This is a genomic window from Nocardia sp. NBC_00403, from assembly GCF_036046055.1.
Lineage (GTDB): Bacteria > Actinomycetota > Actinomycetes > Mycobacteriales > Mycobacteriaceae > Nocardia.
In genome coordinates this window covers 6,017,480-6,033,469 of record NZ_CP107939.1, presented here as the reverse complement: position 1 = coordinate 6,033,469, position 15,990 = coordinate 6,017,480, and the positions used below count along the sequence as shown (strand labels likewise).

The following is a 15,990-nucleotide window of genomic DNA, read 5'->3' as shown; positions in this document are numbered from 1 at the left end:
TCATACCCCTGGGGGTATCCACGGGCCTGGCCCGCACCGAGCCTGTGGCGGTGCTATCGGTGGTGGGCGAAGCTGATCGAAGGGAGCAGCCTTCGCAGCCATTGCGGTGACCACCAAGCACTGTGCCCGGCCAGGCGCAGCAGTACCGGCAGCAGCACCAGCCGCACGGCAGCCGCGTCGAGCAGGACCGCGACGCCGAGGATGATGCCCATCTCCTTCGGGGGCAGCGGGTCGGCGAGTGCGAAGGTGAAGAACACTGCCACCATCACCGCGGCGGCGGCGAAGATCACCCGCCCGGAGTGTGCGAGACCGTCGACTTGGGCGAGTTTCGGGTCGCCGGAGAGCTCGTAGTGCTCCTTGGCGGTGGCCAGCAGGAATACCGTGTAGTCCATCGCGATCGCGAAGATCATGGCAAAGAAGAACACCGGTCCCCAGCCATCCAGGAAGCCCTGCGGGGTGAAGCCGAGCAAGCTTGCCCCGTGTCCGTCCTGGAAGATCAGTTTCGCCACGCCGAAGGCCGCTGCCGTCGAGAGCAGGCTGACCACAGTGCCGAGGGCGGCTATCACCGGTGCCTGCAGCGAGATCAGCAGCAGTATGAAGCCGAGGATCAGAATGATCCCCACGATGATCGGGAAGTACTCGTTCAGGGCTTGCTGCAGATCGAGGTTCTCCGCGGGTGCGCCGCCGACCATCGCGCCGGAAGGTAGAGCGTCGCGCAAATGGTCGAGGATTTCGCCCATCCGTGAGTCCGACGGGTCGACGTTCGGCAGCGCCTGCATCATCACCAGTCCGCTGTGGTCGAGTGCGGGCTGGGGCGGGGTGAGCATGCTGATCCCGTCGACCCCCTTGGCTGCCTGCGCAACCTGTGCGGATTCATCGACCGGGGTGATGATTTGTAACATGCCCGGCGCACCGTTACCCAGCTGAGCCTGGACGAGTTCATAACCTTGGCGCACCGGCGCGTCGGAAGGGACGACCTGGATGGAGGGCATGGCCACCTTCAGTCCGAACACTGGGGTCGACAGGGCGATCAACACGATGGTCGCGCCGATTGCGAACGGCCACGGGCGGTCGTGCAGCAGATGGCCCCATGCCGCGAATCGCGGTGAACGATGCTGCTGGTGTTCGGCGTGCGGTAGCGAACCGGCGTTGATCTTGCTGCCCAACGCTCCCAGCGCTGCGGGCAACAACGTCATAGTGGCCAGCAGCACAAAGGCCACCGCGAACATGATCCCGACCGCCATCGTCCGCACGGCGGGGGCGGGGACGATCAGCACTGCCGACAGGCTGACCAGGACCGTAAGTCCGGACAGCGCAACGGCTTTGCCCGCGGTATCCATCGTCTCGGCGACTGCCGCCTTGGCGCCAGGGGTATTGGTGAGCGCGTCGCGGAAGCGGGCGACGATGAACAGGGCGTAGTCGATGCCGAGTGCCAGGGCGAACATCATCGCGAAATTCATGGCCCACACCGAAATCGGCGTCACCTGGTTGAGCAGCACCAGTCCACCGGCCGAGGCGACCAGTCCCGCCATGGTCAGCAGCAGCGGCAGCCCGGCCGCTACCAGCGACCCGAACGCCAGCACCATGATTGCCAATGTGACTGGCCAGGAGAACATCTCTGCCTTCATCATGGCGTTGTGGTTGGCTTCGTTGAAGTCGCTCCACAGCGCGGAGGCGCCGGTGGGGTAGACCTCGATCCCGTTGCCGGACAACGCGGTCAGCGTGTCCTTGTGGTCGTCGACGGCCTTCACCATGTCGTCGGTGGAGGCGTTCGCGCCCGCGATGAGGATGCCGGTGTGTCCGTCGGGGCTGATCGACGTCCCGGGTTGCGGCGCGATCACTTCGCCGAAGCGTGCGTCGTTGGTAAATATATCGGTGATGTCGCCGAGTACTTGCCGCGCTTGTGTGCTGTCGATATTCGCGGTGTCGGAATGCACCACCACCTGCACCGCCGCCGAGGAGTTACCGCCGAAGTGCTGCTGCGCCAGCTCGCGCACCCGCACCGACTCCGCCCCATTCGCCTGCCAGCCCGCCCCCGCGAGCGATGTGAACACACTCGGCGCGGCCGCGCCGAGAATGGTCAACGCCAGCAGCCAAGCGCCGAACACGATCCGCGCGCGCCCCGCCATCATGGCCCCGAGCCTGCCCAGCGCCCCACCGGCGTTAACCGGGCGTGTGGTGTCGTGATCCGGGGAAACAACCACGTCGGTCATTACTGCCTCCTTCATACCCCCTGCGGTATATTGGATTCATCACCAAGATACCCCAGGGGGTATACAGGTGAAGAGTGGCATCCGGCACACCATGGTCGGGTCGCCCGATCACCAACGAGCGCGAGGAGAGCCGCTGATGTGCTACCCCGTCAACTGTCATACCTGCGGGAAAACGACCTGGTCCGGGTGCGGCGCCCATGTCGGCCAAGTACGCGCTACGGTTCCGGAATCGCAGTGGTGCCAAGGGCACTCGGGTCAGCCCGGTCGGCAGCGGTGGTGGCACCGCCGGCGCTAGGCAACTGCCCGAACGGTGGACGTTCCGCACCGAAGTCCCCAAGACCAGCGTCGGAAAATTCGACGGGAAGCGCCTGCGCAGTCAGTGCGCCGACGGGGAACTGACCGTCACCACGATCATCCTCGACCCCGATCTACCTGAGCTATCAGGTGGTCCAGCGCTGACCAGTTGATCTTGCGTGCCTGGTCCGACGTAGCGTGATCGCTATGAGAGAGCGACTGGTTGTCATCGGCGGCGACGCGGCAGGGATGTCGGCGGCGTCGCAGGCGCGCAGGCTCAAAGATCCCGACGAGCTGGAGATAGTCGTCTTCGAGCGGGGCAACTTCACCTCCTTCTCCGCCTGCGGGATCCCGTACTGGGTGGCGGGGGATGTGGCCGAGCGTGACGAGCTGGTCGCGCGCACCCCCGAGGAGCATCGATCCCGCGATATCGATCTGCGGATGCGTACCGAGGTCGTGGAGATCGACGTCGCGGCCGGCCGGGTGCGTGCCCACGATCTCGAGCCCGGCGGGGAATCATGGACCGACTACGACAAACTGGTGATCGCCACCGGCGCCCGGCCGATCCGCCCGCCGCTGCCCGGTATCGACGCACCCGGGGTGCACGGTGTGCAGACCCTCGACGACGGCCAAGCGCTGATCGAAACTCTCGAGCGGACCGACGGCAAGCGGGCCGTGGTGATCGGCGCCGGCTATATCGGTGTGGAGATGGCGGAGGCGTTGATCAAGCGCGACTTCGAGGTCACGATGGTCAATCGCGGCGACGAGCCGATGTCCACCCTCGACCCGGACATGGGCGCGCTGGTCCGAATCGCGATGTGCGACATGGGTGTCGAGATCGTCAGCAGCGCCGAGGTTACCGAGATCCGCATCGGCGCGGACGGTAGGGCGAGCGCGGTGGTCACCTCGGAGTGCGAGTACCCGGCCGACGTGGTTGTGCTCGGCATCGGTGTGCGTCCGGAGACCGCACTGGCCGAGGCCGCGGGGCTGCCGCTCGGCAAGCACGGCGGCCTGCTCACCGATCTTGCGATGCGGGTGCGCGGCCACGAGAACATCTGGGCGGGCGGTGATTGCGTGGAGGTGTTCGACCTGGTGTCGGGTCTGGAACGCCACATCGCACTCGGCACGCACGCCAACAAGCACGGCCAGATCATCGGGTCCGGCATCGGGGGCGGGTATGCGACCTTCCCCGGTGTCGTCGGCACCGCGGTCAGCAAGGTGTGCGACGTGGAGGTCGCGCGAACCGGCTTGCGTGAGAAGGACGCTCGCGCGGCAGGGCTGCAGTTCGTCACCGTGACGATCGAATCGACCAGTCGCTCGGGCTACTACCCGGGCGCGGCGACGATGACGGTGAAAATGATCGCCGAGCGGCGCACCGGCCGCCTGCTCGGCGTGCAGATTGTCGGCCGTGAGGGGGCGGGCAAGCGCGTGGATATTGCGGCGGTCGCGCTCACCGCACGGATGACCGTCGAGCAGATGACGGGACTGGATCTCGGCTACGCGCCGCCGTTCTCGCCGGTCTGGGACCCTGTGCTGGTGGCCGCGCGCAAGGCGGTCGCGGCCGTCCAGCGGCGGGGATAGCGCCTCAGGCCGCTCGGCGATACACCGCGACCACCGGGATCACCCGCTCGGTTTTGGCTTCGTACTCGGCGAAACCGGGCAGGATCTCCACCATCCGCGCGTACAGCTCATCGCGTTCGATACCCGTCACGAACTCCGCCTTTGCCGGGTACTTCTCGGTGCCGATTTCTACGGTGAGCTCGGGGTTCGCGCGCAGGTTGTGGTACCAGGCCGGGTGCTTGTCGGCGCCGCCGTTGGAGGCGATGATCACTACCCGCTCACCATCGGGCAGATAGACCAGCGGGTTGAGGATCTGGCGTCCCGATTTGGCGCCGGTGGTCGTGATGAGCACCATGTGCGCCCCCTCGAACATGCCGCCGACCTTGCCGTCGTTCGCTCGGAATTCCTCGATGATCTGGGCATTGAAGTCGTTCATGTGTTCCCGTCCGTTTCGGCTGCTTTCCTCCGCCAACACCATGGCAGGTCCGGGAATTCCTGTTCTGGGGCGACTCATTTCGGCAACTGAACGATGTAGGGCGTCGGCATGCCGCCGACGGGTGCTGCGTCGTCGGCGGTTGGCGCGCCGAAGGATCCACTGACGAACTGCTGTTTTGGCACCCATTGGGTGTATCCCCATGGGTTGTAGACCTCGAGCATGTCGTCTTTGGCGCCGATGATCACCAGCTGATGTGCCGGCCGATCGCCCTCGTTGGCAAACACGTCGACAGGGACCGGCTTGCCGGAGAGCACCGCCTCCTCGATCTTGGGTAAGACTGCCTCGCGTGTCGCGGCGTCGGTCACATCCCGAACGTCGTACTCCGCTCCGGTCGCCGGTCTGAGCAGGTGGCTGTCGAGTTGAGTCAAGCCGGGGTCCAGACCGCTGGTCGACAGGGTCTGCAGGTAGGTGTCGTTGTTGGAGGTGTAGGCGTATTGCAGTCGCTTCTGGAATGCGGCAGGGCTGTTGTCGCCTGCTGTCGCGCCACCAACTGCAGCTGGTCCCTGACCAGTGGAGAGTCCCAACATGAAAACCGGGTCGATGGTGGCGCGCGCCACGACCGTGGAAGCTGGGGCGCAGTCGCCGATAGGGCCTTGGCTATAGATGGGGGTGTCGTATCCGTCTGATTGCCATGGCAACGACGTGGTCTCGTTGTAGTCGGGTTGGCTCCGACGTGTGAACAAGGCATCGGAACTATTGAGTTCGGGTTCTAAATGTTGTTGCAGCCAGGCTTTGTCATCGCCATGTGGGTGTATGATGGCCGAGAATTCCTGGATATCGCGCAATGAATACCCCGAGGCGGCGGCATTCCAGAGATAGGCGGCCTCCTCTGGGGATTTGGAGTCGGCCAGCAGCTTTTCGAATGCACTGCGATCCTCTGCCGACATGTTATTGACTCTTTGAGAGCCTCGGGTCAGCGCGGTCGGAGTAATCCTATCAGGATTATTGGTTGCCAGCGTAATGGCAGAAAGTGGGTCGACGTCCGCTGCTTTTATCAGTCGGGCCCGCGCCGTGGCGGTGTGCTGCTTGAGGGCGCTCACTGTGTTTGCCGCTGCATGATCGTAAACCATACTGGCATTCAGGCGGTCGTAACAGCCGGATGCTGCCAGATCTTTGATCGGGGAAAGGGTCGCCACCGGCGCCGTCGCATGTGGTCCGGCCGATATCAGATAGTCTCTGGCTTGTTGCAAAGATGTTCGACCGTGCTCATCAAGGGTGTGTGCGCGCGCTAATTCAGTTGCCCATGTCTTCAGTGCCGCTGCTGCACCTTCAAATGACATGGCGGTTTTCATGGATTCGATAACCAGCGCTTGAACTGCCTGTACTGCGGTTTGACCTGCCGCACCTCGCCACACTGCAGGCAGGCCTCGGGTGGACACGTTGCCCAAGTTCTGGGCGGCCTCAGCGTGCACCTTGTGCACCGCATCGTAGGACTCCTCCTGTGCAGTGATCTTTCCTGGCGATCCACCGAGGGCGGGTGGTTTCAGTGCGATATCGATAACGCGCGCCAATAAGGATGGCGAAGTCGAGATCAGCTCCGGATTTCTATCTATAAGGTCCAATGCGATTCTCAGGGCCTCCGCTGCGCTCATTCCTTTGCTCGGTTTCCGTCCGTTGAGCGACCTTCGTGGTCTGGTGGATTGCTGGTAGTCAGGGAGTCGACAGGTGGGGAGTCGACAGGTGGGGAGTCGACAGGTGGGGAGACGACAGGTGGGGAGACGACAGGTGGGGAGACGACAGGTGGGAAATCGAAGGGCGGGAAGCCGATAGGCGGGGAATCGAAGGGCGGGGCTCCGGATATAGATAAGCCCGCCTCGATATCGGTGTCTTCGTATTTCTCAACAACCGCCGGGAGCAGTCCAACCAATTTCTGAAGCGCTGAATTCAATACTTGAATCTCGGATTTCCATGCATCATGGAATGATGCGCATGCAGCTCGGATTTCTGCATTGCCGAAGACATCGACGGTGCCCGGAGTTATGCAGATCATTTGCGAGGGAATCTCTGCAATATCATCATACGCAAGAACCACGCCTCTACTTGCCGCCGGGAAGTTTGCGGGGTCCAGCCATAAGCTTTGGTTATCGGAACTGCCACCCGGATCATCCTCGCTCATATGCATCCTCCTTATGGCCCAGCTCCTCAACCAGTAGGCCAGCTTAAACTGGGAATGCACCCTCGTGGTTCTTCATCTTTGGGAAGTCGAGTGTTCGATTATTTTTAATTATCGGTGGCGTTCGTGGAAAGAAGGCGTGAAGTAGGGACCGCGTTGTGCCGGCCGTGTATGGTGGCGGTGCGGCGTCGAGCAGGTGGATGGACAGGCGGTCGGTTCCCTGATCCGAAGTGCCAGATCTGCGATGTAGGGCTCGCCACCCGGCGAGCCCGTTCCAGCTGCTTGCGTGCAGTCGGGCATCGCGATGGAGCAGCAGTCGCCGGTCTATGGGCGCGTCGTCTGATTCTCCTGCCGCCCTAACGGGCCGGCGTTCGCAACGTGAACCTGTCAGCACTCCCGTACTATCGCGATCGAAGGCACCCGCCAGGTGGATGAAGGGGGGCGGTGTGGGAGTTCGCCTACCGGAGGCCATACACGACGGGGCACGGTGGTTGCGGCGCTTCGCCACGACGACTCCTGGCGCGATCGGCGCGGTGCTGGTCGTCACCGTTGTGCTGTGTGTGTTTTCAGGATTCGTGTCCGCGAATCAGCTGAGCGACAAGATAGTTCGCCGCGATATCGTGCTGGAGCGGACCGAACCACTGGCCTATGCGGCGCAGAGTCTGTACGTCGCGCTGTCGGCCGCCGACGCCTCCGCGGCGGCGGCTTTCCTGTCCGGCGGTATCGAATCGCCGGAGGTGCGCGGGCGATATCAGCAGGCGCTCGCCGATGCGGCGGGCGCGTTGGCGGAAGCGACCACCGGCGCCTCCGACGCGCAGACCCGATCGATCGTCGCGCGCATCACCGCCGACCTGCCCGCCTACACGGGGCTGGTCGAGACCGCTCGCGCCAACAACCGGCAAGGCTTCCCGGTCGGCTCCGCCTACCTGCGCGAGGCATCGATGTTGATGCAGAACTCGTTGCTGCCCAATGCCGAACAACTCAGCAAGAACCGTTTCGCCGCAGTGCGAGGCGACCAGAACGACATCGGGGCGCTGCCGCTGACGAGCATCGCGCTACTGCTGTCGGTGTCGGCCGCCTGCGGCGTCGGCTCATACGTGCTGCTGCAGCGGACCAATCGGCGCATGAACCTCGGCCTCGCCACCGCGGCCGGAGCAACGGCCGTCGTCCTGCTGTGGTCGGTGGCCGCGGTCCTTGTCGCGGCGAGCGGGGTGGACATCGGCAGGTCCGGGGCAAGCACTCGATTCGAGACGCTGGCGCAGGCCAGGATGCTGGCCCAGCAGGCCCGCACCGACGAGACGCTACAGCTGATCACCCGTGGCGATATCACCGCCGGTGAAGCGGATTTCACCGAACACACCGCCGCGCTCGGTGCGCGCCTGGAGAACACGATCGGTTCGGATTCGGCCGCCGCCGGGGCGCTGGCGAGCTGGAAGGTCGGGCACGCTCGCCAGAAGGACGCCTACGAGGCAGCCAACTATCCGGCGGCGGTGGCGCAGGCCATCGGTTCCGCGCCCGAGAGCTCGGCAACGCGATTCGCCGACCTCGACGCCGCACTGCGCAACGAACTCGCCGACGCGCGCACAGAATTGCGCAAGGGTGTCGATTTCGCCGGCGGGTCACTGGCATTCAGTCCGTCGGGCACTCTGCTGCTGATGGTGTTCGCGGCGGTCGCTGTCGCCGTCGGATTGTGGTCGCGGCTGAAGGAGTTCCTGTGAACACGAGGCTGCTGCTGGCCGCGACGCTGGTCGCCATGAGCGCACTGGTGACCGCATGCGGTTCCGGTGCGAAGGTTCCGGACCCGACCAGGATGGCGGCGGTGAACCCGCGGCCGGACCTGACCGAGATCACCACGGCGCCTGGATCAGAGGCCGACGACAGCTGTAACCCCGAGGCGAGCCTGCGTCCCGGACCGCTACCGAGACCCGGCGCGATGCCGCCGGGGTCGCCGATGGCCGCGATCGTCGCGACCGGCCGCCTGCGGGTGGGTGTGGACCAGAACACCTATCTGTTCGGCTTCCGCAACCCGACCAGCGGCCAGCTGGAAGGCTTCGACATCGATATAGCGCGGGAGATCGCCCGCGACCTGTTCGGCGACCCGGACAAGATCGAGCTGCGTTCGGTCGCGGCAGCCGACCGCATCCCGGCACTGCGCGACAAACAGGTGGACCTCGTCGTGCGCACCTTCTCGGCCACCTGCGAACGCCGCAGGAATGTCGACTTTTCCGGGGTCTACTACCGTGCGGCGCAGCGGATTCTCGTGCCCAAGAACTCCGGGATCAGGACCGCTGCCGACCTCGCGGACAAGGTCGTGTGCGTCACCCGCGGCACCACCTCGCCCGGTCCACTGTTCGGACTGCCCAAGAGGCCGACCATCATGGGCGCAGGCAACTGGACCGATTGCCTTGCCGCACTGCAACAAGGCAACGTGGACGCCATCAGCGGCGACGATCCGATCCTGTTCGGACTGGTCGCGCAGGATCGCAACCTGGAGGTCGTCGGGGCGGAGATCGGCACCGGCGCGTACGCGGTCGGTATCGCGCAGGGCAACCCCGACCTGGTCCGCTTCGTCAACGGCGTCCTCGAGCGCCTCCGTACCGATGGCACCTGGCAGCGCCTCTACAACGCCGGACTCGGCGAACTCGGCCCGTCGCCCGGCCCGCCAGCGCCCCGGTACACAGAGTGAGTGCGGCGACCATGCAGCCGCTCACCGTCGCCGAGATCGATCACGAATTGGCAGCCCGCGCAGCCGAACTCGACGCCATCACCGCCACCTTGCTGGAACTGGACAAGCATCCCGGACACATGCTGCTGCGCCGCTTCCCGCCGACCGGGCGCACCGAGCAGCGGTGGCAACCGGTGCGCGACGCGCTCGCAATGATGTGGGAGGACTTCGGCAGGTTGCGCTCGATGCTGGATTCGGCGCGGACCGTGCGCGGCAGTCGAGCCCGGCTCGACGACAGCGAACGCGCCGAGGTGACCAGGCTGCTGCGTGGACGACCCTATGAGGCGTCACGCACGCCGATACCGATGGCGCAACGTTCGCTGACCGGTCCCAGCGAACAGGTGCTGTTCGTCGGGCTCGCCGATACCGTGGACCGCATGCGGGCCACCTTCCCGGGGATCGCCGAATTCTTCGACGCGGTCGATGCGGTGAACACCCGGACCATGTCCGGCCTCGCGCCGCTGCAAGAGGAGTTGGACAAGGCGGGGGGAGCGGCGATCGCCGAGCTGGGTGTGATCGAACACGGCATCGCCGACCTGCTGAGTCGCTCGGCCACCGACCCGCTCGCGCTGACCACGCCCGAGATCGACGCGCGTATCGCCGAATTGAGCGACATGCTCCGCAACCACGCCACCGTCCTCGCCGAACTCGCCGCGATGGCGGCGAATTGGCCGACGGCCGTCGCGCAGACGCGCAGCCGGTGGGACACACTGCGCGCGACCCGGGAGCGCGCCGCCCACGCCAGGGCCGAAGTCGAGCGCACGATTCTGGCGGGATCGCTGCCGGTGCCCGCCGACAACACCGCGACCCTCGGCGCACAACTGGACGCATTGTCGGCGCATCCCGGTGCGGCTGCGACGCTGCTGGCGCTGCGCCGCCGGATTGCCGAGGCCATCGCCGATGCGGGCACTGCTGAACAGCTGGCGCAAGGCCTGCTCGACCGGCGTGCCGAACTGCGCGGGCGGCTGGCCGCCTATCAAGCCAAGGCGGCTCGGCTCGGAATCGGCGAGGATCGAGATTTGTTGTCCGCCTCGCAGATTGCCGCGGGACTGCTGTCCCGCAAGCCGTGCGATTTGGCGGCGGTCACCCGGGCGGTCGCCGATTACCAGCAGCTCATCGGCGAGAAATCGGGGAGACGACCATGATCTGTCAGGAGCTGGGGTGCGGCGGAGCCATCGAAGACGGATACTGCGTGGTGTGCGGGACGGCGCCCGCCGAGGCGACATCGGTCGCGGCGTCGGAAAACGCAGTGTCCGTGCCGAATCCGGTGTCCACCGAGGGCGCTGCGTGCGCGGAATCCGGCTGTACGGGCACCATTGTCGACGGCTACTGCGACGAATGCGGTACCGCGCCTGCTGTGCGCACCACGACCTCGGCGACCTCGGCTCGGTCCGCCTCGACCGGCACCAACCGATCGTCGGGGCGCTCGGTGCGCACCGGTCGGTCCACGTCGTCGAAGGCCAGTGCGCGGGGACGACTCGGTGCTGGCATGGTCGACGTGCCGCGGGTACCGCGCATCGATCCGGCCACCGCGATCATGAGAATCCCCGAGGTCGCCGAGTCGAAGCGGTTCTGCGGCAAGTGCGAACGAGCGGTCGGCCGCGGCCGCGATGGAGTGCCCGGCCGTACCGAGGGCTTCTGCCCGAACTGCGGCACGCGGTTCTCCTTCACTCCCAAACTGTCCAAGGGCGATCTGGTCGGTGGGCAATACGAGGTGGCGGGCTGTCTCGCACACGGCGGGCTCGGCTGGATCTATCTGGCGACCGACCGCAATGTCAGCGACCGCTGGGTGGTCCTGAAAGGGTTGCTGAATTCCGGCGATGTCGACGCGATGGCGGCGGCCATGGCCGAGAAGCGGTTTCTCGCAGAGGTCGAGCACCCCAGCATCGTCAAGATTCACAACTTCGTCGAACACACCGGACCCGATGGCATTGCCGTCGGCTACATCGTCATGGAGTACGTCGGCGGCACCTCGCTCAAGCAGATCCTGCGCGGCCGCCGCGACACCGACGGCGGCTATCTGCCGCCCGCCCAGGCGATCGCCTACATCCTGGAGATGCTGCCCGCACTGGGTTATCTGCATTCGCTCGGCCTTGCCTACTGTGATTTCAAGCCCGACAACGTGATGCAGACCGATGAGCAGCTCAAACTCATCGATCTCGGCGCCGTGATCGCCATGGACGATCAGGACAGCAATATCTACGGCACCATCGGATACCAGGCTCCCGAGATCGCCGAGTCCGGACCGACAGTCGCCACCGAGGTGTACACGGTGGGACGTACCCTCGCCGTGCTGGTGATGAATGTGCCGCAGCAGGGCGGGCACTTCGGCGAACTGCCCGGACCGGCCACCGAACCGCTGCTGTCGAAATACGATTCGCTGCACCGGTTCCTAGTGCGCGCCACCGACGCCGAACCGGAAGCCAGATTCTCCTCGACGGAGGAGATGGCCGACCAGCTCACCGGTGTGCTGCGCGAGGTGCTCAGCACTGATGACGGGGTGCCACGACCGGGCATGTCGGCGTATTTCGGGCCGCCGCGTGCGGTGTTCGGCGTCGGCGCGGACGCCGTGGTGGCACCGGGCACAGTCGTTGCGGCGCTGCCGGTTCCGCTCGTCGACCCCGGCGACAGCGGCGCCGCGCTCCTGGCCACCACAACCGGGAGTACGCCTGCGGAATTGGCGAGCGCCTTCGAGGCGGGGCTGCGGGCGGTCGTCACCAAGCGCGGTGAGTCGGTGGAGATCCCGCTGCGACTGGTGCGCGCGGCACTCGAGGTGGGAGATTCGGCGGGGGCCGAACGACGACTGGACGGGCTTGCCGAAACCCTGCCCGGCGATTGGCGTTTGGCCTGGTATCGCGGACAAGCACGGCTTCTCGCCGGGGATTTCGATACGGCCCGGGCAGAATTCGATGCCGTATACGCCGCGCTGCCCGGTGAGGCTGCGCCGAAACTGGCATTGGCGGCCGTCGCCGAACTGGCCGGTGCGGAGGCGGCGCCCCAGGAGGCATCGCGCTATTACGACACGGTGTGGCGCACTGATCACTCGTTTGCCAGTGCCGTATTCGGCCTTGCTCGCCTGCGTCGGGCTCGCGGCGACCGCGAGGGCGCGGTGGCTGCGCTCGACCAGGTGGACGCCGCATCGGCGCTGCACTCCGAGGCCCGGATCGCGGCAGTGGAAACAATGCTGACCGGGCGTGCGGCGGCCGAGCTGTCCGAATCGCTGCTGTGGGACGCGGGCGCTCGGGTCGAGCGGCTGCGGCTGGACTCCAAACGCCGTGGGGCGCAGATTCGGATGCGGGTGCTCGACGCCGCACTGGCCTGGCTGGCTGCGGGCAAAGTGCCTTCGGCGCATGAAACGCTGCTCGGCGCGCGCCTGGACCAGGACGGTGTGCGCATCGGACTGGAACGGTGCTATCGCGACCTGGCTCGCGAAACCGACAATATGTGGACGCGTTTCGAACTGGTGGATCGGGCCAACCGGATCCGGCCGAGGACGACGTTGTGAGCGAGCGTAAGGAGCGAACCATAGATACAGCGCCCGCGGGTGGAGCCGTGAACGCAGGCAGGCAGGCCGCCGCAGCGGCCAGGTGCCCGGGATGCGCCGCGAGTGTCAGTGCGGCCGACCGCTATTGCGAAGCCTGCGGTCGTGAGCTCGGTGCGCTGATCGCCCATGGGCTGCGCCGGGTCGCCCTGCCGCAGCCCGACCCGGACACGGCAGCGACATGCGACGGCTGCGGCGGGCTTCATTACGACGCCGACGGCTACTGTCGCGACTGCGGGCAACTGCGTCCCGAACCGGACCGGTGCGAGGCGGATCTGGGTGCGGTGTGTGTCGTGACCGATCGCGGTATCGCGCACGCTCGCAACGAGGATGCGGTCGCCGCTGCCGTCGTAGCGGGCCGAACCCCGTGGCAGCGTGCCTCGATGGTGCTCGTCGTCTGCGACGGGGTGTCTACGTCGGAGGATCCGCAGGCGGCATCGGGTGCCGCGGCACGGGTCGGCGTCGATGCCACCGTCGCCGCGTTGGGTGACTCGCGCTCCGCCGAGGATGCGGTGATGGCTGGACTCGCGGCCGCTGCCACGGCAGTGCGCGATATCGGTGAGTACGACGGCCACGCCCCCTCGTGCACCTACGTCTCGGCCGTCGTGCGTCGACTCGGCGACGGCACAGCGGAGATCACCGTCGCGAATGTCGGTGACAGCCGCGCCTATTGGTTGCGTGCCCGCGATCCGCAGGCCCGCGATGCGGCGCCGTCCCAGCGACTGTCGTCCGACGATTCGTGGGCACAGGCTCTCGTGGACGCCGGCGCCATGGACGAAGCGGCCGCCATGAAGGACCCGCGCGCTCACACTCTGCTGCGCTGGCTCGGCGCGGACAGCGACCCGAAACCGTGGTCGGACTCCTGTGTGCGGACCTTGCGCACCACCGGCCCCGGCGTCCTGTTGCTGTGCAGCGACGGGCTGTGGAACTACCAGGCCGATCCAGAGGCGCTGGCGGGCATGGCCACCACCCCCGCCACCGCGCTGCTCGCCGCGCGCGAGCTCGTCGACTTCGCGTTGCGCTCCGGCGGCAGCGACAACATCACCGTTGCGCTTGTGCCCGTCGGGCAGCCCGACAAGCCAGGAGAAAAGTAGTGAGTTCGGTTGACGGCAACGGCATTTCGGTAGCGATCGACCAGAACGAGTATCTGGCCGAAGGGACGGGCACGGTGGATGCCGTCGTCACCATCGAGACCGGGGCAGATTTCGTGGCCGCGGGGCCGTCGCCGGACCGGGTGGAGATCCTCATCATCGACAGTTCCGGGTCGATGGGCACGGCGCGAAAATTCGACGAAGCGCGCAAAGCCACGCTTGCGGCGTTGGACGTGTTGCCCGACGGAGCGAAGTTTGCGATCGTGCAGGGCACCTCGATGGCGCGCCTGGTGTTCCCCACTGACACGCCGTCGGTGCTCGCAAGCCGGGAGAGCCGGGCCGCGGCGCGCCGCCACCTCGATAAACTGCGGCCCACCGGCGGCACCGCGATGGGCACCTGGCTCGGACTGACCCGACAGCTGGCAACTATGCATCCCGGCGCGCTGGTGCATGCGATTTTGCTGACCGACGGCAAGAACGAACATGAGGAGCCCGAGGCGCTCGCCGCCGAGATCCGGCAGTCCGAAGGAATGTTCACCTGCGACTGCCGTGGTGTCGGAACCGACTGGCGGGTGGACGAATTGCGCGCCATCGCCTCGGCGCTGCACGGGACTGTCGACATCGTCTCCGACCCGGCCCACCTGGCCGTCGACTTCGCCGCCATGACGCAGTCCGCGATGACCAAGGCGATCCCGGAGCTGACGTTGCGGGTCTGGACGCCTGCGGGCGCGGCGGTGCAGTTCGTCAAACAGGTCGCACCGACCATCGAGGACCTGACTGCGCGTCGTACCGAATCCGGTGCGCAGGTGGGGGAGTACCCGCTCGGGGCGTGGGGGGCGGAGGACCGGGACTATCACGTGCAGGTGCGGGTGGAACCCGCCGCGCCCGGCCGGGAGAAGCTGGCGGCCAGGATCAGCGTGGTCGCGGGTGCGGAGGTGGTCGGTCAAGGGCTCGTCCGCGCGGTGTGGACCACCGAAACGGAGCTGTCGGCCCGAATCAGCAGGCGGGTAGCGCATTACACGGGTCAGGCCGAGCTCGCACAGGTTGTCCAAGAGGGGCTGACCGCCCGCAAGAACGGTGATGTGGACACCGCGACGGCGAAGCTGCGCAGAGCGGTGCAGTTGGCCGCGGAATCCGGCAATGAGGGGACGGCCAAGCTGTTGCGCGGAGTCGTGGAGGTCGACGAACACAACGGGACGGTGCGATTGCGCGCCAAAGTCGAAGCCGCCGATGAGATGGCGCTGGACGCGCGCTCGACCAAGACGGCACGGGTGCGGAAGGAAGCGTGATGGTCTGTCCGGAAGGCCATCACTCCGTCGCCACCGACTACTGCGATGTCTGTGGCTTGCCGCTGGCCGATCCTGCGACGGTCATGCCTGCGCCGACCACGGAATGCCCGTACTGCGGTGCGCCGATCAGTGGCCGATTCTGTGAGGTGTGCGGCCATGATTCGGCGCTGCCCGCCCCGGTTCCGGCCGCCCCCGCGCGGCCGGAACCGGGAGTTGCCGAATCTGATCCCGCGACCCCATCCGCCCGAATCTCTGGAGTGGTGACATGGGTAGCGACGATCACCGCTGATCGTGACTTCTATGACCGGGTGGTCGCCCGCGACGGCCCCGATGCCGATCAGGTCGGCTTCCCCGCGTTCTACCCGGAGCGCCGAATTACCCTGCGCGAGGGCGATATTCTGATCGGCAAACGTAGCGTCTCACAGGGCCTCGAACCCGACATCGATCTGGGCCTCGCGCCCGCCGACATCGGCATCTCCCGCGCGCACGCGATGATCCACGTCGCCGCCGACGGCCTCAGCATCACCGACCTCGGTTCCACCAACGGCACCAGCCTCAACGGCAGCGACGAGCTGATCACACCCAAGATGGCAGTCCCCTTGCGCAGCGGCGACCGTATTCACCTCGGCGGTTGGACCACGATCACGGTGTCCGCCGAACTCGCGTGA

The 15,990-nt window shown here is 66.3% G+C and carries 13 protein-coding genes; 9 read left to right on the top strand and 4 right to left on the bottom strand.

Going from position 1 to position 15,990, the window contains the following annotated elements; translation table 11 throughout:
* Positions 1 to 53 precede the first annotated feature (53 nt).
* The gene (locus OHQ90_RS26880) at positions 54 to 2,213 is read right to left on the bottom strand and encodes an MMPL family transporter (RefSeq protein ID WP_328402049.1); all 2,160 of its coding nucleotides are present in this window, start codon (positions 2,211 to 2,213) and stop codon (positions 54 to 56) included.
* Between the two features lie 197 nt (positions 2,214 to 2,410).
* On the opposite strand from OHQ90_RS26880, the gene OHQ90_RS26875 reads away from it, so the two are divergent.
* Positions 2,411 to 2,680, top strand: coding sequence for a hypothetical protein (locus OHQ90_RS26875; protein WP_328413462.1), 270 nt, complete (start codon positions 2,411 to 2,413; stop codon positions 2,678 to 2,680).
* A 34-nt stretch (positions 2,681 to 2,714) separates the two neighbouring features.
* Positions 2,715 to 4,088 carry an FAD-dependent oxidoreductase gene (locus OHQ90_RS26870; RefSeq protein WP_328402047.1) on the top strand — a complete coding sequence of 458 codons (1,374 nt, stop codon included), beginning with the start codon at positions 2,715 to 2,717 and terminating at the stop codon, positions 4,086 to 4,088.
* Positions 4,089 to 4,092: 4 nt separating this feature from the next.
* Here OHQ90_RS26870 and OHQ90_RS26865 read toward each other — a convergent pair whose 3' ends face one another.
* From OHQ90_RS26865 to OHQ90_RS26855, 3 genes are all read right to left on the bottom strand, one after another.
* A complete protein-coding gene (locus tag OHQ90_RS26865) occupies positions 4,093 to 4,503 on the bottom strand; it encodes a nitroreductase family deazaflavin-dependent oxidoreductase (RefSeq protein ID WP_328402045.1) in 411 nt (136 codons plus the stop codon).
* Between the two features lie 74 nt (positions 4,504 to 4,577).
* Complete coding sequence (locus OHQ90_RS26860; RefSeq protein ID WP_328402043.1) at positions 4,578 to 6,155, bottom strand: hypothetical protein; 1,578 nt, start codon at positions 6,153 to 6,155, stop codon at positions 4,578 to 4,580.
* Positions 6,152 to 6,679: a hypothetical protein gene (locus OHQ90_RS26855; RefSeq protein ID WP_328402041.1), complete on the bottom strand. Its 528-nt coding sequence runs from the start codon at positions 6,677 to 6,679 to the stop codon at positions 6,152 to 6,154. Before OHQ90_RS26855 ends, OHQ90_RS26860 begins: the two co-directional genes overlap by 4 nt.
* A gap of 443 nt (positions 6,680 to 7,122) precedes the next feature.
* On the opposite strand from OHQ90_RS26855, the gene OHQ90_RS26850 reads away from it, so the two are divergent.
* Genes OHQ90_RS26850 through OHQ90_RS26820 form a run of 7 tightly spaced genes read left to right on the top strand, consistent with a single transcriptional unit; the run spans position 7,123 to position 15,990 of the window.
* Positions 7,123 to 8,394 carry a hypothetical protein gene (locus OHQ90_RS26850; protein ID WP_328402039.1) on the top strand — a complete coding sequence of 424 codons (1,272 nt, stop codon included), beginning with the start codon at positions 7,123 to 7,125 and terminating at the stop codon, positions 8,392 to 8,394.
* Positions 8,391 to 9,362 (top strand): glutamate ABC transporter substrate-binding protein, encoded by a 972-nt coding sequence (locus OHQ90_RS26845; protein ID WP_328402037.1) that lies wholly within the window; start codon positions 8,391 to 8,393, stop codon positions 9,360 to 9,362. The genes OHQ90_RS26850 and OHQ90_RS26845 overlap by 4 nt, the downstream gene beginning before the upstream one ends.
* Positions 9,359 to 10,546, top strand: coding sequence for a hypothetical protein (locus OHQ90_RS26840; protein ID WP_328402036.1), 1,188 nt, complete (start codon positions 9,359 to 9,361; stop codon positions 10,544 to 10,546). The genes OHQ90_RS26845 and OHQ90_RS26840 overlap by 4 nt, the downstream gene beginning before the upstream one ends.
* The gene (locus OHQ90_RS26835) at positions 10,543 to 12,906 is read left to right on the top strand and encodes a serine/threonine-protein kinase (protein ID WP_328402035.1); all 2,364 of its coding nucleotides are present in this window, start codon (positions 10,543 to 10,545) and stop codon (positions 12,904 to 12,906) included. The genes OHQ90_RS26840 and OHQ90_RS26835 overlap by 4 nt, the downstream gene beginning before the upstream one ends.
* Positions 12,903 to 14,036 (top strand): PP2C family protein-serine/threonine phosphatase, encoded by a 1,134-nt coding sequence (locus OHQ90_RS26830; protein WP_328402034.1) that lies wholly within the window; start codon positions 12,903 to 12,905, stop codon positions 14,034 to 14,036. Before OHQ90_RS26835 ends, OHQ90_RS26830 begins: the two co-directional genes overlap by 4 nt.
* Positions 14,036 to 15,322, top strand: coding sequence for a vWA domain-containing protein (locus OHQ90_RS26825; protein ID WP_328402032.1), 1,287 nt, complete (start codon positions 14,036 to 14,038; stop codon positions 15,320 to 15,322). The genes OHQ90_RS26830 and OHQ90_RS26825 overlap by 1 nt, the downstream gene beginning before the upstream one ends.
* Positions 15,322 to 15,990, top strand: coding sequence for an FHA domain-containing protein (locus OHQ90_RS26820; protein ID WP_328402030.1), 669 nt, complete (start codon positions 15,322 to 15,324; stop codon positions 15,988 to 15,990). The genes OHQ90_RS26825 and OHQ90_RS26820 overlap by 1 nt, the downstream gene beginning before the upstream one ends.